This is a genomic window from Leeuwenhoekiella sp. A16 (genome assembly GCF_047946675.1).
GTDB lineage: Bacteria > Bacteroidota > Bacteroidia > Flavobacteriales > Flavobacteriaceae > Leeuwenhoekiella.
The window spans coordinates 1,730,572-1,750,422 of the sequence record NZ_CP172313.1 but is presented as its reverse complement, the minus strand read 5'-3'; the positions used below and the strand labels follow the sequence as shown (position 1 = coordinate 1,750,422).

Below are 19,851 nucleotides of genomic sequence, written 5' to 3'. Positions count from 1 at the left end.
TTTATATATTTTAGGATTATACTTTATGGGAAAATACCTCTTTGGATGTAGGCCTTTTCAATGCGTTTAATGGCGATGCAATAAGCTGCCGTACGCATATCAATGGATTCACGTTCAGAATACTCATAGACTTTGTCAAAAGATTCTTTCATCTTTTTATGAAGTTTTGTTATGACTTCGTCCAGTTGCCATAGCTCACCGTTACGGTTCTGTAACCATTCAAAATAGCTGCCAACCACTCCACCAGAATTGCACAATATGTCTGGGATAATGGTTATCCCACGCTCTAACAAAATTTTCTCACCCTCAACGTTGGTAGGTCCATTAGCACCTTCAGCTATTAAACGCGCGTTGATTTGTGGGGCGTTATTTTTTGTAATCTGATTGCCCAGTGCTGCCGGAATACAGATGTCGCATTGAATGCCAAAGAACTCTTCTTTATCTACTGCGTATGCTTCTGAAAATCCACCAATACTCCCATTATTAGATGTAATATAATTTGAAAGTTTTTCTACATCAATACCGTTTTGATTTTCAATACTGCTCCAGGCATCCTGCACTGCCACTAATATCGCACCTTCTTTTTCAAGAAAATGGGCTGTCCAGTAGCCTACATTACCAAAGCCTTGAACGATAAACTTTTTACCTTCAAGAGTTTCATGATTACGCTGCATCCAAAATTTTATATTCAAAAACACTCCGTATCCTGTAGCTCGATCACGGCCTTCGAGACCACCACTGCCATCGGGTTTACCCGTGACCACATGCTGGTTGGCACTGCGCTCTGCCGGCGGACGCGTGCTCATATAAGTATCCGCAATCCATGCCATAGTCTGACTATTCGTATTTACATCTGGAGCCGGAATATCATGCTCTGGCCCAATATTATCTGCTAAAGCAAACGTAAACCTTCGGGTTATACGTTCTAATTCCCCCTGAGAATATTTTGAAGGATCTAACTGAATACCTCCTTTACCACCACCGTAAGGCAGACCTGCAAGAGAGGTTTTCCAGGTCATCCACATGGCAAGGGCTCTTGCTGCATCAATATCAACTGTGGGATGGTAACGCAAACCACCTTTGTATGGACCTAGTGCATTATTGTGCTGTACCCGGTAGCCTGTAAAAATCTCCACTTCGCCGTTGTCCATTTTTACCGGAAAATTGACTAGAATCTCATTATTGGTAATACTCAATATCCTACGAATATTGGGATGAAGATCTATTCGGTCAGCAGCTCGGTTAAATTGCTCCATCACATTATTCATCATCCCTTTTAAAGGCAATTTTTTGATTGAATTCTTTGGTTTTACTGTTAACATATTCATCATCTTTTTTATTTTAAATGTATTTAATACGTCATCAATGCCTCTTCTAAGAATCCCATAGCCCTTGGAAACACATTGAAAGACTTTTTAATCTTATAGTTAATATTCAATTAGCGGCTGACATTTTCTGGATGTTGCTCTCGAATATTCGATTGTTTAGATTGTGATAAAATAATTTCTTGAACCACTTCTGCATCATATTCGCTGCATGACCAAACTTGGCTCTTTTGATCAGTTAGCACACAGGTTTCCCGATGCATGCACGTAGGACATATATTAAATGGATTTGGCTTCATAAGCATTGTTCTAATTTATTTACCAAGATGCAAGGGGTGTACCATGGGAAATAAGAAAGTATCCCTAAACCAGAAAACCCTTGTAAAACAAGGGTTTATATGCTATTTATAATTATAAGAGAAAATTGGAAGTGGTGCATAATTACCCGCCAGGGGGTAAAATGTATCACTCAGAAATGATCACTCTGCAAGTTTGTGTCGTATCGTTTTACGATCAATACCCAAAATAGCGGCAGCTTTGGTTTTATTATTATCTGTGGCATTTAACACTTTTTGAATATAGCGCTTTTCCATCTCTTTAAGTGGGAGTAACTTATCATCTGGGAAGTCAATATGAAACTTTAATGAATCAGGCAGATGCTCAATCTCTACGATTTTATCGCACATAATTACAGCGCGCTGTATCACATTCTCCAGTTCTCGAATGTTTCCAGGCCAGTTATAGCGTTGTAAAACAGCTAAAGCTTCTGGATTTATTTTAACAAACCTGTCTTTATATTCTACACCATATTTAAACAAGAATTTGTCTACCAATAGGGGAATATCATCCTTGCGTTCTCGAAGTGGAGCCACATTAATTTCAACAACAGTAAGTCTGTAAAAAAGATCTTCCCTAAAAGTTTCTCTCTTGATCATTTTCTTCAGGTCACTATTAGTTGCTGCAATTATGCGCACATCAACTTTCTCTGCTTTTTGAGCCCCAACTTTTATCACTTCTTTTTCCTGAAGAACACGCAACAATCTAGACTGTACTGCCATAGATGCATTGCCTATTTCATCTAGGAAAATGGTGCCGCCATTGGCAGCTTGAAAGAATCCATCACGGTTTTTTTCTGCTCCTGTAAAAGCGCCCTTGGTATAACCAAAAAGTTCTGCTTCCAAGAGATTTTCTGGAATGCCTCCACAATTTACCGCAATAAATGGAGCTCTTGAAAACTTACCCTGGTAGTGAATGGCACGCGCCACCAGTTCTTTACCCGTTCCGCTCTCACCCTTGATAAAAATCGTGGCTTTATTATCTTTTACCCGCTCAATGATTTGAATAATATTATTGATCTTTTCTGATTTGCCGATGATTTCACCATATGGATCATCCTTATGAATTTCAACTTTCGCAGAAGCTCTAGCAGAATCTTTTTCACTACCAAGTGCTTTATCTATAGCAGCACCCAATTCATCTTTAGTAAATGGTTTTGTAACATATTCAATTACCCCCGCTTTTATAGTCACAAGCGAATCCTGCACCGAAGGATATCCGGTTACAACAAGTTTGGGAAGTTTGGGATAATGCTCTGAAACAAATTTTATCAGTTCAAAGCCATCTATTTCTGGCATTTTTAAATCTGTTATCAGCAGATCAATTTTTGTATCCCGTAAGATTTGAACCCCTTCTTTCACAGAAACTGCCTTGTAGGTATGGTAGTTCCAAGACTGCAAGTGACGCTGCAGCAACTCCAAAATGTTGATGTCGTCATCTACAATTAATATGTTTTCCTTTTTAAATAGCATAATACTACAAAGTAATTAAGTTTTGGGAAGTTTAACTGTAAAAGATGCTCCTTCCCGTATATTGTTTTCGGCTATGATAGTACCATTATGGCTTGCTACAATGCCATGCACAACGCTTAGACCCAGGCCAGAGCCTTCCCCGATAGGCTTTGTAGTATAGAAGGGTTGAAAGACTTTTTCAAGTGCTTCTTCAGACAACCCGTTTCCTTCGTCTGATATTTTTAATATTATTTGATGTTTAGACTGAAGCGCTTCAATGGTAACCAGTCCATTTTTAGGAGAAAAATAGATAGCATTGATGATCAAGTTAAAAATAATCTGTGTGAGTTGGATGGTATCTGCTTTTAGCCATAATTCCTCTTCTTCAATTTTTACAATGTATTTTACCTCTTCTTTTCTGAAGGTGGGATCGAGCAACGTTATAGCATTTTTAATACTTGGGACGATGTTGACCTTCTTCATTTGCTGGGGCATCTCGCATGCAAAGAACATCAGTTTCTTGACCACTTCCCGTGAAAATATGGCATTACTAATGATTTTGTCAAGATCTTTACCCACTCGCTGGTTGCTGCCAAAATCTTCTTTTAATAGTTCTGCAAAGCCTAAAATATTAGCGAGCGGTGTATTGAGTTCGTGGGCGATACCAGCGGTCAATTCACCCAGAATAGAAAGCCTATCAGCCCTTTCCATTTGCCTTTTAAGTGAGGTTTCGTTTTGCTGTATCTCAATACGTTCCAGCAGGTTTCCTATTTTTAACGCTACACTGTCCAGTAATTGTTTTTCTTCCTTTAAAAACGAACTTTTATCATCAGTCAAGGATGCTATAATTTTTCCATGTGGCTTATTAAATACACTTATATTAGAAGATAAGTTCAAAATATTATTAATAGAACCTGTTTCTATCACTCCATAAGACGTTTTTACGGCAATTTCCGTGAGACTGGGAAACTGAAAGCCTTTTTTTAGACTGAAGCCAATGGCCTTAAAAGTCTCTTGTATCTGCTCTACATTTGCATTTACTATAATTGATGAAATTTCGTAGAGACAGGTAAGCTCTTTGATTCTTTCCTTTAGGGCTTCTTCAGTACGAGTCATAATTTCTTCATTTATTGTTTATTAATTGGGAACCTATCTACGAAGTCGAGGTGCAATATTTAAACTATAAATACCGCGGGTGCACCAAACAACACTATTAAACCTACGTCATTCTCTCAATGCTCAAGGACCTTAGCTTTTCGTCTTTGAACCTAAATACTTTTCCCAGTCAAGAATCCATATATTGCATAATATAAACTAAATGAATTTTTGTTCCAAACCGCCCACAAGCCATTAATTCCTATAATGGGAATAACTTAGTATGCGCCCAAAACTACCAATTGAAGGATGAAAACGAAGAAATCAGGGGGAAGTGGTTGATCTAAAAGGCTAAGGTACTTATCTGTTTATCTTCAATTTTACTAAATTGATCCTCAGGATTGCTATTTCCCTTTAGCGCAAAGTGTAATCACTATTATGCTCTTAATTTTATAATATTCAGAGTGTATTTTCAATTGACAATAGATTGTTACTATTTAAAGCTTTTAAATGATCTGCGGTTTACTTCTCAATATAATAAAACCTACAATTGCTGCAATAGCGGATCCAATAAGAATTCCAATTTTTGCTGAGTTGAGATAAATCTCAGAAGTGAAAGCCAGATTACCTATAAATATAGCCATTGTAAACCCTATTCCTGCAAGAAAAGATACACCAATTATCTGCCGGTTATCAATATTGTCCGGAACTGTAATCCATTTAAATTTCTTTGCCCAAAGCACAATGAGACTCACACCTACCCCTTTTCCTAGTACTAAACAGATTGCAATATTAAAAACCAAGAAATTATCTACAGTTGTCAGGTTTTGCAGCCCTATTCCTGCGTTAGCAAGTGCAAAAACAGGTATTATAAAATACGCTACCAAGCCGTGTAAATTATCCTCTAGGCTTTGCAAAGGCGAACGAAATGTACGTACGATATATTCAAGATTTTCTACCTGTTGCAGCTGCTGGTTTGATAATACGGGTTTCTTTAAAATAGGTGCTCTTTTAATATCCTCATAAACTTTCTGAATACTTTCTAAAAATGTTGAAGTATTTATACTCTGACGTACAGGTACTGCAAATGCCAACAAAATACCTGCGATTGTAGGATGGATGCCAGCTTTAAGAAACAGAAACCAAACCGTTATTCCTGCAAACGTAAGCACCACGGTAGAGTAAATCCCACGGTAGGACAAGAAGTACATAATTATCAAAATTAAAAGTGCGACTAACAACAACATTATATTTAAACTACTGCTATAAAATAAAGCAATAATAAGCACAGCACCTATATCATCAACTATTGCAAATGCAGATAGGAATATTTTAAGACTAAGCGGTACGCGTTTGCCCAAACTATTTAGAACCGCAAGAGAAAAAGCTATATCCGTAGCCATTGGTATGCCCCAAGCATCTTGAGTTTCTGGATTTTGATTAAGTATTAAAAACAGAACTACAGGAACTAGCATACCACCTATAGCGCCTACTAAGGGGAAAGCTGCTTTTCTTATAGAGTTGAGTTCGCCTATGAGCAATTCTCGTTTTATTTCAAGGCCTATCAAGAAAAAGAAAATAACCATTAAGCCATCATTAACCCAGAGGATGACCGGTTTAGTAAAATTAAAAGTATTTAAAGTGATGCCTAGCTCATAATGCAAGATGGAGTAATAGAAAGCATTTGCTGAAGAGTTTGCACAAATGAGGGCAATAGCGGTCGTCACAACAAGTAGTAGCCCACTAAGGCTTTCAATTTTTATGAAATTTTGAAATGGGGTAAGGAATTTTCTAATCATTGAAGTATTATATAGTAATTGGGTAGTCTCAAAACGAGTCTAATCAAGTTTTTAATAAAGAAATTTAAATATGAGTGGAGGTGTAGATTAAATTACTCTACTCTGAGACCCATTCTAGCATTAATTTTAGGAGTGTTTTTTACACGATAAAAAATAACAAGCTGAAGAAGTACACCGATTATTAATAACAAACCAAATTCCATATGGGATAGTAATTGATTTGTATTAAGTGATTTTTGAGCAATTTTTGTCCTGTTTTCACTCTCGGACATTTGTATATCTGCTAGAATATTAAGGTCCTTTTTAATTTCTTTGAATATGGCAGGGATATTTTGATTTTCTATAGAGGGTTTTTTGCGCAATTTAAATTCTATCTTTCTAAGAGTTGCAAGATGTTGCTGTAGGGTTGCAAATTCTCTACGTTCATCTAAGGTCAATTTTGTAGCAGCATACTTTTCGACCAACTCTTCTAAAATAACATCTTGTTCTAGAGATTCCCTAACCTTTTTCTGAAGAAACTGCTCTTCTTTTTGATGGATGATGGTATTCATATTATAAAGATAATGCTGTGCAACCACGCGGTCTTCGTAAACCGTTGTTAAGGCATCTTGTGCGGTATTGAAATGCTTTCTGTCCAATAAATTAGTGGTTAAAACTAAACCGAAAACTATAAATAACGCGAATGCAAAATTCCAACGTTGTTTAACTTCCTTTTTATTATATTTATTATAGCTGCTCATTTCTACTTTTTAAACATATGGTTTCAATAATTACTCCTAGATCTGCAATCAGATTTATATTTATTTAAAATATTGAAATACAATTATTTATAAAAAATAAAGAAAAATCATATCGAGGAATTAATACCCGATTGGGTAAAATATACCCACCTATTAGTTTTATTATTAAGGCTAAATCTTTACGGAGTGGGATGTTCCTTTTATATTTTAAGAAATATGTTTCTGTATGGATGATATATTTTAAGTTGGAAATAGGAACCAATCTATTACACTACTCGAAACCTTGTTCTAATTCAGGTTTTTGTGAACGGGCAAGGTCTACTAATGATTCAGTTTCTACTCTGAGATATGGATTGTTATAATTGTTGGTCATTGGGCACTCAAACCCAACATAAGCGGTATTTTGTGATAATATTATATAATCGTTGCTCATTGCGCAGCCTTTTTTAATAATAGGCGTTCTCTTTTTCCCATTCCAGTTGCTGCACCAATCTAATTTCATTTTCTTCGGAAGCATCAACAATATTCTCAAATCTATATTGTATGAGAAACATCAATTCGCTTTGCGACATACCAGTTCGCAATAATTATAAATGACATTTCGGTTTTCAAGACGGAAACTTTGTGAAGAGAGATCTGAAATGGAATAGGCTATGTCGACTTCCAGTTCATAAAAGGATGAGAAACTCTCTTGTGACTACAAAAGATTATGTGTCAAAAAAAGTAAATAAATTAAATACTTCATTTTTAATATAATCCTCCAAAGATTAAAAGGACTGAAAAATTAGCCCCGTCCTCTTGCCGACATAATTATTAGGAATCTCCAATTACACTTTTATTTTTTGAGGGTAGAGAAACTTGAACTAAGTTTATCACTTTAGTTGAGTAGCCATGAATCCCTGATTCATTTATTTAATAACGTGGCATTGTGGACAAACTTAATACCCATATGAGTTCGCCGTATTTCATATGGAAGTTAATGTCTATAGATTGTTCTGCTTTACTTTTAGAATTAACTAGAGATTTATTTATTTAATACTGGGCTAATGAAAAAAAAGTCAAATAATAGTTCCTTTCGTACCCAAAAATATCCAGCATGTCTTCCATAGTTTCGGAATGGGTCTTAAAGTTTTTCTTTGAAAATTCCTGAAACTTTTTCGCTGTTTTTCGTTTGATCCGGATGCTGATAAAAGGTTCCATAATAGTCCTGTTTTTTTAGTGATTTGTCGCAAATAATTGCCTGTTTACTAGGGTTTTAAGAGGATTTGTCGCAAATTCCAGATAAAGTATAATTTTTAACAAAATTAAATACCTGAAAATAAGGCGTTTATAAATAATAACATCGCAACGCGTGTTATCCTCTTGCTTCGCCTTCTGTCCGCCAAAAGCGGACATAAAATCGAACCCCTACGTAAAATGTAAGGGTTCCTATTTCAACACCAAATCACCCTGTAAATTTTAAGAAATTAAAGATTACGCGCTAACAGTATTCTTAAAAAATGAGGGTGAAATCTACAGAAAATTTAATGCTATTCAATTCAAAATCATGGCAGAGCAGTATCAAAAAACAACCTCAAAAAAAATCCATTTACTTTTTATATCTGGAGCGTATTCCTTTTTTTATTTAAAGAAATTCAGGATCTTACAGGTAGAATTTATAAGCTATAAACGAATAAATTTTCCGGTTCACTATCCCTTTACTTCCCATAGCGCCATCGCGTTTCCTTTTCCGATAGACCGTGATTTAAAATTTAAGTTTGGAAAGAGCTTTTATAAAAAGTGCGACGAAGGGAGCCTGGTTATGCAAAGCTCCCAAACTAAATTTTAGTTCTTTAAAGAAAAGGAAATGGCTGCTCTGGTTAATTAGTTTTTGGAAAGCTGACGTTTTAAAAATCTTCCTTTTAAATTCAAAACTAGAAGGCAGAGGATCAAGCGAACGTAATCCCTTTTTCTGGGATTGTGTTCAAGACTTTTTGCATGAACCGCTTTCCCTGCAATGAAGCTTTTGCGTAATGGAGGGGAATGGGGTGATTTCACTTTAAATTATTCCTTTTTTTCTTTGCAACCATCGGTATGGACACAGCCATAAATCTTTCCCTGCTTTCCAGAAAGCCTTATTTGAATTCTTTTATTTTTTTAAAACCTCAACCAATTTTACATTTAAATACAGGTTTTCAACTCCTACTTTCTGTGATTTTAAGATTCCAATTGCTTCAAGCTCATTAAGGTATTCCGCTGCAGTTTGACGTTTTGCTATATCTTTATCAACAAGGTATTTAACCTTACAATAAGGCTGTTCAAATAAGAGTTCAATTAGTTCTTTAGAATAAACTCGAGCTGGCAGTTTTTCTTTTGCAAAAACAATGGTTTCCTGCATCAAACTATTAATTGAATTTATTTTATCTAAAGTGTATCGCGCAGTTTCTTCTATACCTTTTAATATAAAAAGAATCCAAGTTTCCCATGCTTCATTTTCGGTTACACCTCTGAGATTTGTATAATACTCATTTTTATTCTCAATGATGTATTTACTAAGATAAAGTATAGGAGTGTCCAAAAGCCCATTCTCGACCATAAAGAGCATATTAATGACCCTACCCGTCCTACCGTTCCCATCAAAGAAGGGATGTATCGCTTCAAACTGGTAGTGCATTATTGCCAATTTTATTAGAAGATCAATATCATCTTCTGCATGTATATAATCTTCTAGATTTTTTAATAGATTTCGAATTACAGATTCACCTTCTGGAGGAGTATAAATGGTTGTATTATTACTCGTGATTTTAGTTCCGGGTGCATTTCTTATACTAGAATCGTTCTCTTTTATAGTCTGCACTATTTGAATAAAGGAGTTTGTGGAAAGCGGTCTTTTACTTAAATCAGTATACCCTTCCCATAATGCCTGACGATATCTTAAAACCTCTTTTGTCTGGGCATCGATAGTAGAAATATTAGAAGAAAAAGCTTTGTACAACGTATCCTGAGTTGTGACTATATTTTCAATTTCAGAACTGTCTTTAGCTTCTTGTAATGTGATGGCATTTACAAGCATAGATTGATTCGGAATTTCATCCGCTCGTCCTTTAAGTTCTGCCAATATTTTATTTGATGTAATTGCCTGCTTTAATATTTTCTTTGTTTCAACTTCAACATTAGGAGGTAATAAGGGCAGATTGTTATATGCTTTTTCAGGATCATACATGATATCGACATTTAAAGAGAACTATGTCGAAGGCATCGACATATTGCAAATATATGTCGATATATTTTAATTTTATCGACATATACTTATTTTTCTTATTATAGACAACGAATGTAATCTGTAATTTCAGAAATATATTCCATCTTAAATTTTGTAATGAAATTCGCTAATGAATTTCACTAACTTCTTGCAGCTGAAACGATTCAGCTTCAAATAAGAAAATAGAAAAAAGTCTTCTATTTTTCTATTTTCACCAGCACTCTACTTTGGTCAATATTTTTGATGATTTGATGAAAATCTTCTTAAACCCTATCATCACTGGCTTAGCCTGTCATCAAATTTTCATCGCTTCATCATTTTAGATTTTCTAAGCTTCTTTTTTGTCATCGTTTATTTTTTTGATGACAGTTTGATGATAAAATGATGACAACTTCAGCCCTTGTAAACTTTGGAATTCTCCTTATCTGTCATCGTTTCATCGTTTTATAGCTGTACTTGTAGCTATTTTTCTTTTCGTCCGCTTCTAAATCTTCCAAAAATCCTAAAACCATCTACCTCATTACCCAATTCAGCTTTGGCAGGGGTTACGGGCAGTTTTAGACTGTTTTTTGAAATTACCCAATTACCCAGTGCTGGGTAGATTGCGGGTAATTCTATTTTTATCTATCTACCTATCAAAAAACCTTTATTTATAAGGTCTTTAAAAGTATAGGGTAATTGGGTAATTATATTTTATGGTATATAGTTTTTTTCATGAGTCTTGTCACAGGTCAAAAATTGTTTAAAAACCCCAAAACATCCTACCATCTTACCCAGCCCAGTAAAACTAGGGCTTTACGGCCTGGGTAGGTTCTTTTTTCATCCTACCCATCCTACCACACATTTGGGGTAAGATGGGTAGGATTGTGGTAAGATGATGCTTTGAGATCCTACCACAAACCAACCTAATGTTTATAAGGTCTCAGAAGATTTGTGGTAGAATGGTAAGAGGTTTTACTCTTTTTTCTTTCATCAGCTCATTTTAAGATCTTATAAGGATGAAAGTTGGTTAGGCTGATTCTTACTTATCTGCCCAGAATGCTCTTGCGTTGCTTTAGGTCCTGCATATCCCTGCTTATTTTTAAGTCGAGCACCTTGGCGTAGTGTTGGGTGGTGGTAAGATTGGTATGCCCTAGCATCTTACTCACCGTCTCAATAGGAACACCCCGAGAGAGGGTTACCGTAGTGGCAAAAGTATGGCGGGCTAAATGAAAAGTGAGCGTCTTATTGATCTTGCAGAGTACCGCGATTTCTTTGAGGTACGCATTCACCTTTTGATTGCTGGCTACGGGCAGTAATTTGTTAGCGCTATCCACTTGTGGAAAATTTGCGTATTTATCTAAGATATATTGGGCTTCTGGCAGCACGGGGATGCTGCTGGGTGTGTCAGTCTTTGTCCGTTTAATCTTGATCCATTTACTACCGTCAACACCCATAAGAATATCATTTCGGGTAAGCTTTTGCACATCGATATAGGCAAGGCCGGTAAAACAGGAAAATATAAAAATATCCCGCACCTGGCTCAAACGATCCATCTCAAATTCTTTTTCAGACATCCTCTTTAGTTCTGTCTCCGAAAGGAACTCGCGGTTGACTACCTTTCGTTTCATCTTCCAGTTGATAAAGGGATCCTTCTGAATATAATTATGGGCCTGTGCAATACGAACGATCTTTTTAAAATTACGAATGTATTTCAGTGTAGTATTGGTTGCACAATTCTTCTCAGATTTCAGGAAGAAAGCAAAACCCTCTATGAATTTGTAATCAATATCTTTAAGAGCTATATCAGTTCCCTGGTAATTTGCTTTTATATATTCCCTTAGGTGGTTGTGAACGGTGTCATAGCGCTTAAAGGTTCCCAGCGAATATTCCCCCGAACGTATCAACCTAAAAATCTTATCGTTATGCTCTTTAAAAAGTTCTAACAGCATCTTGGCGGTATGGATTTTGCCCAGATAGGCATCACGCAGATCAGTAGCGGTAAAGGAAATACCTTGTCTGTTAAATTCCCGTTGTTTTTCAAGAAGGTCATTTTGAATGCTAAGCATAAGGGTATTGATCTCCTTAGCACCGCCTGATACTCCTTTAACGCGTTCCGCAGCAGCATCCCATTTATCGATAGCTACCTTCCTTCCAATACTCATTTCAGCCCTTTTGCCATCAGCTGTTATACGACAATAAATGCCTGCTAACCCATCGGATTTACCCTTGGATTTTCGAATATGAAATAATATGGAGAGTAAAAGGCTCATTTTTTGTTCAAAATTCCACTCTAAATTACTTTATAATTTTGAAATAAAAAAATGAAGAAATCAGTAAGGACGGGATTTTCCACGCTAATTCGGGAGTAAAATTACTTCCGCGATTTACTCCCGAATTACTCCCGATTTAGATGATATTAAATGGTATTATTTGATATAATACAAAATAAAAAAACCCGCAAACAGTGATGTTTGCGGGTTTTTGGTGGAATTTAATTTCTATTCAGTGGAGAAGATGGGATTCGAACCCACGACCTCTTGACTGCCAGTCAAGCACTCTAGCCAACTGAGCTACATCCCCAAAACGGAGGGCAAATATAACTAAATTACGGTATAAATACTTTCTTATTCTGCGTCTTTCAAAACCAATAAAGGCAGGCGACTTTCAAAATCTACTTTCTTCACAGCGTCTTCTTCCCATAACTTGGTAAAAAACCCTCTTTTTCGGCGAAAAACACATAAAAAGTCGGGGTCATTGGCATTAAGATGCTCTAATAATCCCTGAAATAATGTAGCGTTTTCAGATGATTTATAAGAAGAAACCAGTTTGCCCAAAGTTGTATTAAATTCAGAATCCTCTGCCAGATAATCTGGGGTCTTAACTTGTAGTAAACGTATCTCTGCTCCCGCGCCTTCCTGTATATCAACTAATGGTCTAAGAACATCAGGATTATGTACAATCCCAGATTTTACTGCCATTAGAATGCGTTGTATAGGTCTATAAACATAATCGTCTGGCACAATAAGTACTGGTATTTCGGTCTTTTTAAGTAATGCGCCGGCCACAGAACCTAAATAATGTTCTTCATTTATATTGTGATGCTTTGGTGTAAGCACTATTAGATCTGTCGTGATCGCCTGGTTAAACCTTCCTACTGCTTCTACCCATTCATCTCCTTCAAGTGGTTTTGCGACCACCTCAACACCTTTAGTATCATATTGACTAATGATTTGCTCAAGTTCTTGTGTAGTAATTTCTTCTACTGTAGGGTTTCCTTCAAGTAAACCGCCAGAGCGAGGAAGTTCTTTAAATAAGCGAGCAACATACACTGTCGCATTTAGCAAGCGTGCAATTTCTATAACATATGGCAGGTTAGTTTTAAACCTGTCATTGTTACCCAGAGGAAGCAAAATATTTTTCATTTAATAAAGTTTACCAGTAATTTGTCATCAAAAATAGGGCTTAATGATGATACGCTTAGCAAAACCTTATGAAATTGATAAAATATTAGTAATTACTGCGGCTTGCGCCAAAGACATGATAGCTAATAAAATATATCAATGGAATGATCATTACCCTTCTCGCGCTGCCTTTGAAAATGACATCGCCAGAAATGAACTCTACGTTCTTGAATCTAAAAATACAATTCTGGGTACAATTGTAATCTCTACTTTAAAAGATGAGATATATGACAAAATAGAATGGCTCACGACAGATCAAAAACCCTCTATTTACATTCATAGGCTGGCAGTTCTCCCCAAATTTCAGGGCAAAGGTTATGCTCAAAAACTGATGAATTTTGCCGAAAATCGGGCAAAAGAGGGTGATTTTCAGTCGGTGCGGCTGGATACTTTTAGCCAGAACAAACGCAATCAGAATTTTTACGAGAAACGAGGTTATAAAAAATTAGGCGCTGTTTATTTTCCAAAACAAAGCGATCATCCTTTTTATTGCTATGAGCTTCCCTTTTGAGAATACTACTGTTCCTATTAAAAGTGTTGTGAAAAATTAAATGGTTAATTTCGCTTGAAGCGAAAAAATCCATGACTTCAACCTCTGCGCTCTCATTTAAAAATATAAACCGTCTCGCAATACCTGCGCTACTCACCGGTATTGCAGAACCCATACTTTCTGCCACAGATGCTGCCGTGGTGGGCAATATTGATATTGATGCTACAGAGGCTCTTGCTGCTGTGGGTATAGTAGGGTCTTTTCTTTCTGCGCTCATCTGGGTTTTGGGACAAACGCGAAGTGCTTTGCAAGCTATTATCGCTCAATACTTAGGCGCGGGAAAATTAAATGAAATTAAAGATCTCCCGGCCCAGGCTATTTTTCTCAATATCGCTTTAAGTATAGTTATTCTGCTAAGCACCGTTTTTTTTATAGAGCAAATTTTTGCGCTCTACAATGCTTCTGGTCTCATATTGCAGTACTGCGTAGAATATTACAGTATACGCGTTTGGGGGTTCCCTTTAACCCTGTTCACATTTGCAGTCTTTGGCATTTTTAGAGGTTTGCAGAATACGTTCTGGCCCATGGTTGTTGCAATTATAGGCGCGGCTTTAAATATTTTACTTGACTTTTTATTAGTCTATGGTGTTGAAGGTTATTTTCCTGCTCTTAATATTGCGGGAGCGGCGTATGCCAGTCTAATAGCTCAGGCGGTTATGGCCTTGCTTTCACTTATACTTTTACTACAAAAAACTGAAGTCTCACTAAAATTACGCCTGCCACTTAACCCAGAACTCTATAGATTAATTGGTATGGCGCTCAACCTCTTTGTGCGCACAATAGCTTTAAATCTGGCGCTCTATCTGGCAAATTCATTTGCAACCGGTTACGGTGCGTCTTACATAGCTGCACAGACAATACTTATAAATATCTGGTTGTTTTCAGCGTTTTTTATAGATGGTTATGCCGCTGCAGGAAATATTCTTGCCGGTAAATTGCTGGGCGCAAAAGACTATTCCGGCTTGTGGAACCTCAGTAAAAAAGTAACCGGTTTTGGGCTGATTGTGGCCGTTTTTTTAATGATAATAGCCGTTTTTCTGTACAAACCGCTTGGTCTTATTTTTAGTAAAGAACCAGAGGTTATTGCCAGATATTCTGCATTATTTTTCATTATAATTCTCATGCAGCCGTTAAATGCCGTGGCCTTTATTTTTGATGGGATCTTTAAGGGAATGGGCGAAATGAAATACTTGCGCAATGTTTTACTACTGGCTACGTTTTTTGGTTTTGTGCCGGCTTTGTTTATAGGTGATTATTTCGGTCTCAAACTATATGCTGTCTGGATCGCTTTCAGCGTATGGATGATCATACGCGGCGGCGCATTGATTATTAAATTCCGAAAGAAATTCAAACCAAAATTGACTGCTTAACGCGTTTTTAACCAGCCAGTAATACTCAACCGTTCTGAAGCTAATACAGGTTTTACTTCGTGTTCTAGCACCTGACTTTCAAAAATAACAACCCTACCCGGGCTGGGGATTATATCTAAGGACTTTTCACCAGCACCTTCAGGAATATAAAGTGTGAGTTCGCCACCATTTGCTGCAAGCCAACTGTCATCATTAAGATAACAAACAAAAGATAATTTTCTACGATCATCATTTTGAAAAGTATCTAGATGGCGTTTGTAAAAAGTTCCCTTAGGATAAATGGCATAGTGAAACTCCTTTTGTAGAATCCCCATAAAGCAAGTTCTGTTAAGGTAGCTTATCAGGTCATTCATTTTAGCAAAAAACAGCTGCTCTGCACTACTTGCGTTAAGTTCATTAATCCATAAAATATAATCTCCGCGTATGGTTTTGTCTATTTCTTCGTTCAGCTTATTGCCTATAGCTGCTTTTTTAAAGCGATCTGCTTCATAAACCTGTTTTAAAGAATCACGGATTATGTGAACCTCTTCAGGATTAAAAAAATTATCAACAATAGAATATTGTCTTTGTAGAAGGTCATCTATAATCACCTCATAAAGTGGGTTTTCTACAAAATCAAGTTGCTCAAAAAGCTGTGTTTTCATGCCGGTAAATAAAGGCAAAAAAGCAATCTCTTTTTCAAAAAAATCTATCTGTGGACTAATTTTTAGGTACAGCAGATCATTCTTGTTACTTTTGTCTATAATTTCGATTTTAATGGGTATTCTTCGGTTTTTAACTGGTTCTGGGCTGTTTTTAATTTTAGCCGTAGTTTTAATAATTATCTATTTGTATAACAGGTTTAAAAAATGATACAGATTCTATATTATTTATGGCAGCAGGCAGAGGGAGATTCTGTAAGTGACAAGGCTTATGACGCCGGTTATGAGATAGGTACATTTATAGGAAAATATGGCGTCTATTTAGGAGCTACTTTACTTGTATTGATCGTGCTCATTATTCTTTACATTAAAAAACACAGGCAACGCAGCCAGAACTCTAATGAATAAAATACGTATCACTAAGCTATTCTCTTTTGAGACTGGTCACGCTTTATATGGTTATGATGGTAAATGCCGCAATGTGCATGGCCATAGCTATAAATTATCTGTTACTGTAATAGGTGAGCCTATATCAAATAACACGAATGTGAAATACGGTATGGTGATCGATTTTGGCGACCTCAAAAAGATCGTGAAAGGTGAGATCGTAGATGTGTTTGATCATGCTACTGTTTTTAATAAAAATACACCTCATGTTGAGCTGGCCAAAGAACTATCAGACCGTGGTCACAACGTTCTGCTTGTAGATTATCAACCTACCAGCGAAATGATGGTGATTGATTTTGCCGAAAAAATAAAGAAATTCTTACCAGAAAACATTCAGTTGCATTCACTTAAATTACAGGAAACAGATTCTAGTTTTGCAGAATGGTATGCTTCAGATAATAAATAACCTGCATGGTAACTCCTGATTTTAACCTTCACATTCCTGCCGGAAAAAAAGTTTATTTCTCAAGTGATAATCATCTAGGCGCTCCTACTAAACTAGAAAGCAGACCGCGGGAATTAAAATTTATACAGTGGCTTGATGAGATCAAAGAAGATGCGGGAGTTATATTTTTGCTAGGCGATCTTTTCGACTTTTGGTTTGAGTATAAAACTGTTGTTCCTAAAGGTTTTGTACGCGTATTAGGTAAACTTGCCCAACTTAAAGACAGCGGTATAGATATTTATTTTTTTGTGGGTAATCACGATCTATGGATGCGTGATTATTTTAAGGATGAACTTAATATTCCTGTTTTTTTTAAGCCACAGGTCTTTCAAATAAACAGCAAATTGTTCTTTATAGGTCATGGCGATGGTTTAGGCCCTGGTGACAAAGGTTATAAAAGAATGAAAAAGGTTTTTAAATCACCTTTTTTTCAATGGCTTTTCAGGTGGATGCACCCTGATATTGGAATGCGAATTGGGCAGCACATGTCTGTAAAAAACAAATTGATCTCTGGTGACGATGATCATGTTTTTCTGGGAGAAGAGAAAGAATGGTTAGCTACTTACGCAAAGCGAAAACTGGAAACCAACCATTACGATTATTTTATTTTTGGGCACAGGCATTTACCTATGGAAATTAAAGTAGGTCCCCGTTCTTCATATTTTAATCTGGGCGACTGGATAAACCACTATACGTATGGCGTTTTTAATGGCGAAACCTTTGAACTAAAGACTTTTACTCTTTAGTTTAGGGCGAAAGACATATATTTTTTAGTTTCCATTCTAATAATCACATTGTCCAGAAGATCCTGCAGATCCAGCAATTCATTTCTGCTTATCGCAAGGTCAATCTTAGCAGACGGTGTTTTTAATAAAAGAGAGCGGCAGTCACCTTTATTGGTACAGTTATCACAATGGCGCTGCGACAAACCTTCTACAACCTGATAACTAAAACTCTTTAGCTCGTCTAGCGACAAGTAAAAACCCATATCCCTAAATATTATTTGGGCGGTGAGAGTAGGTTTTTCGATTACATCCTTCCAATAAAAAGCAATCCCAAAGTGATTTCTATAAATGATGTTTATGTGGTCCATAATAAGCATTTTCACAAATATACACTTGTTTAGATTAATTCTAAATAAAAATATGTTAAACGAAAGATTAGCTATTAATACCAATTCACAAGTCTACTGAATATCTCTCAGTTTTAACTGAAGCGTCACGTCGCCATTCCACTCATTAGTGTCTAGAGAGTATACAGCTTTAAAAGGTTTTTGATTTTGTATCAATGCAAATTTATTACCTAGATTAAAACCAATTGCTCCTATTGCAGGCCCAGAATATTGTCCCGGCAAGCCATGCTGAGTTAGGGTACATTTAAGGTGAGCATCATCGCCGCCTACACATTTACCATAACCGGTGTCTTTCAAATCTTCAGTCATAAATATTGGAGTCATATTACCGGGGCCAAATGGAGCAAACTGTCTTAAAATGCGGTAAAACTTTGGATTGATATCGCTTAATTCCATTTTCATATCTACCCGTATCTCTGGCACTAAGAGTCGCTCATCAATACTTTGTGACACCACTTCTTCAAACTTCTGTTTAAAATTTTCATAATCTTTCTCGTGCAAAGTGAGGCCGGCAGCATACTTATGACCCCCAAATTGCTCTATGTGTTCTGCACACCCTTCAAGAGCTTCATAAACATCAAAACCTGTAACAGATCGTGCGCTGGCAGCTAGTTTCTCCCCGCTTTGTGTAAAAACAAGAGTTGGCCTGTAATAAGTTTCTGTAAGACGTGAGGCCACAATGCCAATTACACCTTTATGCCAGTCTTCTTTAAAAACGACTGTTGTTTTTCTGTTTTCTTCCTTTTTATCAAGAATTTGTTCCAGAGCTTGTTCTGTAATTAGTTTATCGAGGTCTTTGCGCTCAGCATTAAATGATTCAATCTCAGCAGCCATTTTCATTGCGCGCTCCTTATCTGTTTCTTTTAAAAGATCAACGGCATGTAACCCATGCTTTATTCTTCCGGCTGCATTAATACGTGGTGCTATTATAAAAACTACATCTGTAATCGTGAGTTTATCTTTCTTGACATTTTCTATTAAAGCCTGAATACCGGTACGCGGCAGCGTATTTATTACTTCAAGACCAAAATAAGCCAGCACTCTGTTTTCGCCGGTAATGGGCACAATATCTGCACCTATCGCTGTAGCAACAAGGTCTAAGTACGGCAATAGCGAATTAACAGGATAACCCGCTTTTTGCGCTATGGCTTGTATTAATTTAAAACCCACACCACAACCACAAAGTTCGTCATAAGGATAATTGCAATCCTTCCTCTTAGGATCAAGAACAGCGACTGCATCAGGGATTTCAGCTCCCGGGCGGTGGTGATCACAGATTATAAAATCAATCTCTTTTTCTTTCGCGTAAGCAACTTTATCTATTGCCTTAATTCCGCAGTCTAAAGCTATAATTAGTGAAATATCATTATCGTGCGCATAATCTATCCCCTGATAAGAGACACCATAGCCTTCTGCATAACGATCTGGAATATAGGTCGCCACATTAGGGTATTTTGAGAGTAGATAACTACTCATTAACGCAACACTTGTAGTGCCATCAACATCATAATCACCATAAACCATAATGTTTTCGCCTTGAGCGATAGCTTTTTCTATGCGCTCAACCGCTCTGTCCATATCTTTCATTAAAAAGGGATCATGCAGATCTTCTAAAGAAGGACGAAAGAACTTTTTTGCCTGAGCAAAAGTTTCTACCCCGCGCTGAATAAGTAAAGAGGCGATAGATTGAGGCACGCCTAATTCTGCAGCCAGTTTAGCCGTTTTTTGGGTATTTGGGGCAGGTTTTAGTGTCCAGCGCATGGTTTTTTTACAATATTAAATGATAAGTTAATGATTATTAATCGAAAACAGATGAAGTAAAATCAGGTTTGAAAA

At 36.6% G+C, this 19,851-nt stretch carries 20 protein-coding genes and 1 tRNA gene; 6 read left to right on the top strand and 15 right to left on the bottom strand.

The features are described from left to right. Positions 1–23: 23 nt before the first annotated feature. The 8 genes from ACH3O9_RS07495 to ACH3O9_RS07460 form a co-directional block, all read right to left on the bottom strand. Entirely contained in the window at positions 24–1,331 is a 1,308-nt protein-coding gene (locus ACH3O9_RS07495; RefSeq protein ID WP_416445856.1) for a Glu/Leu/Phe/Val family dehydrogenase, read from the bottom strand. 473 nt (positions 1,332–1,804) lie between these two features. Continuing rightward, on the bottom strand, positions 1,805–3,133 hold the full coding sequence (locus tag ACH3O9_RS07490) for a sigma-54-dependent transcriptional regulator (RefSeq protein ID WP_416445854.1): 1,329 nt from the start codon (positions 3,131–3,133) through the stop codon (positions 1,805–1,807). Positions 3,134–3,148: 15 nt separating this feature from the next. Further along, the gene (locus tag ACH3O9_RS07485; RefSeq protein ID WP_416445852.1) at positions 3,149–4,228 is read right to left on the bottom strand and encodes a sensor histidine kinase; all 1,080 of its coding nucleotides are present in this window, start codon (positions 4,226–4,228) and stop codon (positions 3,149–3,151) included. Positions 4,229–4,713: 485 nt separating this feature from the next. Then, positions 4,714–6,006 (bottom strand): Na+/H+ antiporter NhaA, encoded by a 1,293-nt coding sequence (nhaA, locus tag ACH3O9_RS07480; protein WP_416445850.1) that lies wholly within the window; start codon positions 6,004–6,006, stop codon positions 4,714–4,716. A 92-nt stretch (positions 6,007–6,098) separates the two neighbouring features. After that, positions 6,099–6,746, bottom strand: coding sequence for a hypothetical protein (locus ACH3O9_RS07475; RefSeq protein ID WP_416445848.1), 648 nt, complete (start codon positions 6,744–6,746; stop codon positions 6,099–6,101). 271 nt (positions 6,747–7,017) lie between these two features. Then, complete coding sequence (locus ACH3O9_RS07470) at positions 7,018–7,179, bottom strand: hypothetical protein (protein WP_416445846.1); 162 nt, start codon at positions 7,177–7,179, stop codon at positions 7,018–7,020. 13 nt (positions 7,180–7,192) lie between these two features. Continuing rightward, entirely contained in the window at positions 7,193–7,318 is a 126-nt protein-coding gene (locus ACH3O9_RS07465; RefSeq protein ID WP_416445844.1) for a hypothetical protein, read from the bottom strand. A 460-nt stretch (positions 7,319–7,778) separates the two neighbouring features. Then, on the bottom strand, positions 7,779–7,946 hold the full coding sequence (locus ACH3O9_RS07460) for a BfmA/BtgA family mobilization protein (protein ID WP_416445842.1): 168 nt from the start codon (positions 7,944–7,946) through the stop codon (positions 7,779–7,781). 557 nt (positions 7,947–8,503) lie between these two features. Between ACH3O9_RS07460 and ACH3O9_RS07455 the strand changes: the two genes are divergently transcribed. Beyond that, positions 8,504–8,746, top strand: coding sequence for a hypothetical protein (locus ACH3O9_RS07455; protein ID WP_416445840.1), 243 nt, complete (start codon positions 8,504–8,506; stop codon positions 8,744–8,746). Between the two features lie 128 nt (positions 8,747–8,874). Here the strand turns inward: ACH3O9_RS07455 and ACH3O9_RS07450 are convergent, their stop codons facing one another. The 4 genes from ACH3O9_RS07450 to ACH3O9_RS07435 form a co-directional block, all read right to left on the bottom strand. Next, positions 8,875–9,948 (bottom strand): Fic family protein, encoded by a 1,074-nt coding sequence (locus ACH3O9_RS07450; protein ID WP_416445838.1) that lies wholly within the window; start codon positions 9,946–9,948, stop codon positions 8,875–8,877. A gap of 1,064 nt (positions 9,949–11,012) precedes the next feature. Further along, positions 11,013–12,239: a site-specific integrase gene (locus ACH3O9_RS07445; RefSeq protein WP_416445836.1), complete on the bottom strand. Its 1,227-nt coding sequence runs from the start codon at positions 12,237–12,239 to the stop codon at positions 11,013–11,015. A 236-nt stretch (positions 12,240–12,475) separates the two neighbouring features. Next, positions 12,476–12,549: transfer RNA gene (locus ACH3O9_RS07440), tRNA-Ala, on the bottom strand. Between the two features lie 44 nt (positions 12,550–12,593). Then, a complete protein-coding gene (locus ACH3O9_RS07435) occupies positions 12,594–13,391 on the bottom strand; it encodes a universal stress protein (protein WP_416445834.1) in 798 nt (265 codons plus the stop codon). A 46-nt stretch (positions 13,392–13,437) separates the two neighbouring features. Between ACH3O9_RS07435 and ACH3O9_RS07430 the strand changes: the two genes are divergently transcribed. After that, entirely contained in the window at positions 13,438–13,941 is a 504-nt protein-coding gene (locus tag ACH3O9_RS07430; protein WP_416446641.1) for a GNAT family N-acetyltransferase, read from the top strand. A 71-nt stretch (positions 13,942–14,012) separates the two neighbouring features. Continuing rightward, a complete protein-coding gene (locus tag ACH3O9_RS07425; RefSeq protein WP_416445832.1) occupies positions 14,013–15,350 on the top strand; it encodes an MATE family efflux transporter in 1,338 nt (445 codons plus the stop codon). On the opposite strand, the gene ACH3O9_RS07420 is transcribed toward ACH3O9_RS07425, so the two are convergent. After that, positions 15,347–15,994 carry a 2OG-Fe(II) oxygenase gene (locus ACH3O9_RS07420; RefSeq protein ID WP_416445830.1) on the bottom strand — a complete coding sequence of 216 codons (648 nt, stop codon included), beginning with the start codon at positions 15,992–15,994 and terminating at the stop codon, positions 15,347–15,349. The two genes, ACH3O9_RS07425 and ACH3O9_RS07420, sit on opposite strands and share 4 nt — an antisense overlap. A gap of 204 nt (positions 15,995–16,198) precedes the next feature. Between ACH3O9_RS07420 and ACH3O9_RS07415 the strand changes: the two genes are divergently transcribed. From ACH3O9_RS07415 to ACH3O9_RS07405, 3 genes are read left to right on the top strand one after another with little or no spacing between them, the layout of a single operon-like run. Then, the gene (locus tag ACH3O9_RS07415; RefSeq protein ID WP_416445828.1) at positions 16,199–16,399 is read left to right on the top strand and encodes a hypothetical protein; all 201 of its coding nucleotides are present in this window, start codon (positions 16,199–16,201) and stop codon (positions 16,397–16,399) included. Next, positions 16,392–16,844, top strand: coding sequence for a 6-pyruvoyl trahydropterin synthase family protein (locus ACH3O9_RS07410; RefSeq protein ID WP_416445826.1), 453 nt, complete (start codon positions 16,392–16,394; stop codon positions 16,842–16,844). The genes ACH3O9_RS07415 and ACH3O9_RS07410 overlap by 8 nt, the downstream gene beginning before the upstream one ends. 5 nt (positions 16,845–16,849) lie before the next feature. Next, positions 16,850–17,629 carry a UDP-2,3-diacylglucosamine diphosphatase gene (locus tag ACH3O9_RS07405; RefSeq protein WP_416445824.1) on the top strand — a complete coding sequence of 260 codons (780 nt, stop codon included), beginning with the start codon at positions 16,850–16,852 and terminating at the stop codon, positions 17,627–17,629. Here the strand turns inward: ACH3O9_RS07405 and ACH3O9_RS07400 are convergent. Continuing rightward, a complete protein-coding gene (locus tag ACH3O9_RS07400; protein WP_416445822.1) occupies positions 17,626–17,976 on the bottom strand; it encodes a hypothetical protein in 351 nt (116 codons plus the stop codon). The genes ACH3O9_RS07405 and ACH3O9_RS07400 overlap by 4 nt on opposite strands. A 93-nt stretch (positions 17,977–18,069) precedes the next feature. Continuing rightward, the gene (recJ, locus tag ACH3O9_RS07395; protein ID WP_416445820.1) at positions 18,070–19,776 is read right to left on the bottom strand and encodes a single-stranded-DNA-specific exonuclease RecJ; all 1,707 of its coding nucleotides are present in this window, start codon (positions 19,774–19,776) and stop codon (positions 18,070–18,072) included. Between the last annotated feature and the right edge of the window lie 75 nt (positions 19,777–19,851).

What these genes read in the sequence shown, in the direction of transcription:
- ACH3O9_RS07425 (WP_416445832.1), top strand. Translation starts at nt 14,013, where the DNA reads ATGACTTCAACCTCTGCGCTCTCATTTAAAAATATAAACCGTCTCGCA.
- ACH3O9_RS07460 (WP_416445842.1), bottom strand. Translation starts at nt 7,946, where the DNA reads ATGGAACCTTTTATCAGCATCCGGATCAAACGAAAAACAGCGAAAAAG.
- ACH3O9_RS07450 (WP_416445838.1), bottom strand. Translation starts at nt 9,948, where the DNA reads ATGTATGATCCTGAAAAAGCATATAACAATCTGCCCTTATTACCTCCT.
- ACH3O9_RS07405 (WP_416445824.1), top strand. Translation starts at nt 16,850, where the DNA reads ATGGTAACTCCTGATTTTAACCTTCACATTCCTGCCGGAAAAAAAGTT.
- ACH3O9_RS07400 (WP_416445822.1), bottom strand. Translation starts at nt 17,976, where the DNA reads ATGGACCACATAAACATCATTTATAGAAATCACTTTGGGATTGCTTTT.
- ACH3O9_RS07420 (WP_416445830.1), bottom strand. Translation starts at nt 15,994, where the DNA reads ATGAAAACACAGCTTTTTGAGCAACTTGATTTTGTAGAAAACCCACTT.
- ACH3O9_RS07445 (WP_416445836.1), bottom strand. Translation starts at nt 12,239, where the DNA reads ATGAGCCTTTTACTCTCCATATTATTTCATATTCGAAAATCCAAGGGT.
- ACH3O9_RS07485 (WP_416445852.1), bottom strand. Translation starts at nt 4,228, where the DNA reads ATGACTCGTACTGAAGAAGCCCTAAAGGAAAGAATCAAAGAGCTTACC.
- ACH3O9_RS07490 (WP_416445854.1), bottom strand. Translation starts at nt 3,133, where the DNA reads ATGCTATTTAAAAAGGAAAACATATTAATTGTAGATGACGACATCAAC.
- ACH3O9_RS07470 (WP_416445846.1), bottom strand. Translation starts at nt 7,179, where the DNA reads ATGAGCAACGATTATATAATATTATCACAAAATACCGCTTATGTTGGG.
- ACH3O9_RS07410 (WP_416445826.1), top strand. Translation starts at nt 16,392, where the DNA reads ATGAATAAAATACGTATCACTAAGCTATTCTCTTTTGAGACTGGTCAC.
- ACH3O9_RS07475 (WP_416445848.1), bottom strand. Translation starts at nt 6,746, where the DNA reads ATGAGCAGCTATAATAAATATAATAAAAAGGAAGTTAAACAACGTTGG.
- recJ (WP_416445820.1), bottom strand. Translation starts at nt 19,776, where the DNA reads ATGCGCTGGACACTAAAACCTGCCCCAAATACCCAAAAAACGGCTAAA.
- nhaA (WP_416445850.1), bottom strand. Translation starts at nt 6,006, where the DNA reads ATGATTAGAAAATTCCTTACCCCATTTCAAAATTTCATAAAAATTGAA.
- ACH3O9_RS07415 (WP_416445828.1), top strand. Translation starts at nt 16,199, where the DNA reads ATGATACAGATTCTATATTATTTATGGCAGCAGGCAGAGGGAGATTCT.
- ACH3O9_RS07435 (WP_416445834.1), bottom strand. Translation starts at nt 13,391, where the DNA reads ATGAAAAATATTTTGCTTCCTCTGGGTAACAATGACAGGTTTAAAACT.
- ACH3O9_RS07430 (WP_416446641.1), top strand. Translation starts at nt 13,438, where the DNA reads ATGATACGCTTAGCAAAACCTTATGAAATTGATAAAATATTAGTAATT.
- ACH3O9_RS07465 (WP_416445844.1), bottom strand. Translation starts at nt 7,318, where the DNA reads ATGTCGCAAAGCGAATTGATGTTTCTCATACAATATAGATTTGAGAAT.
- ACH3O9_RS07495 (WP_416445856.1), bottom strand. Translation starts at nt 1,331, where the DNA reads ATGATGAATATGTTAACAGTAAAACCAAAGAATTCAATCAAAAAATTG.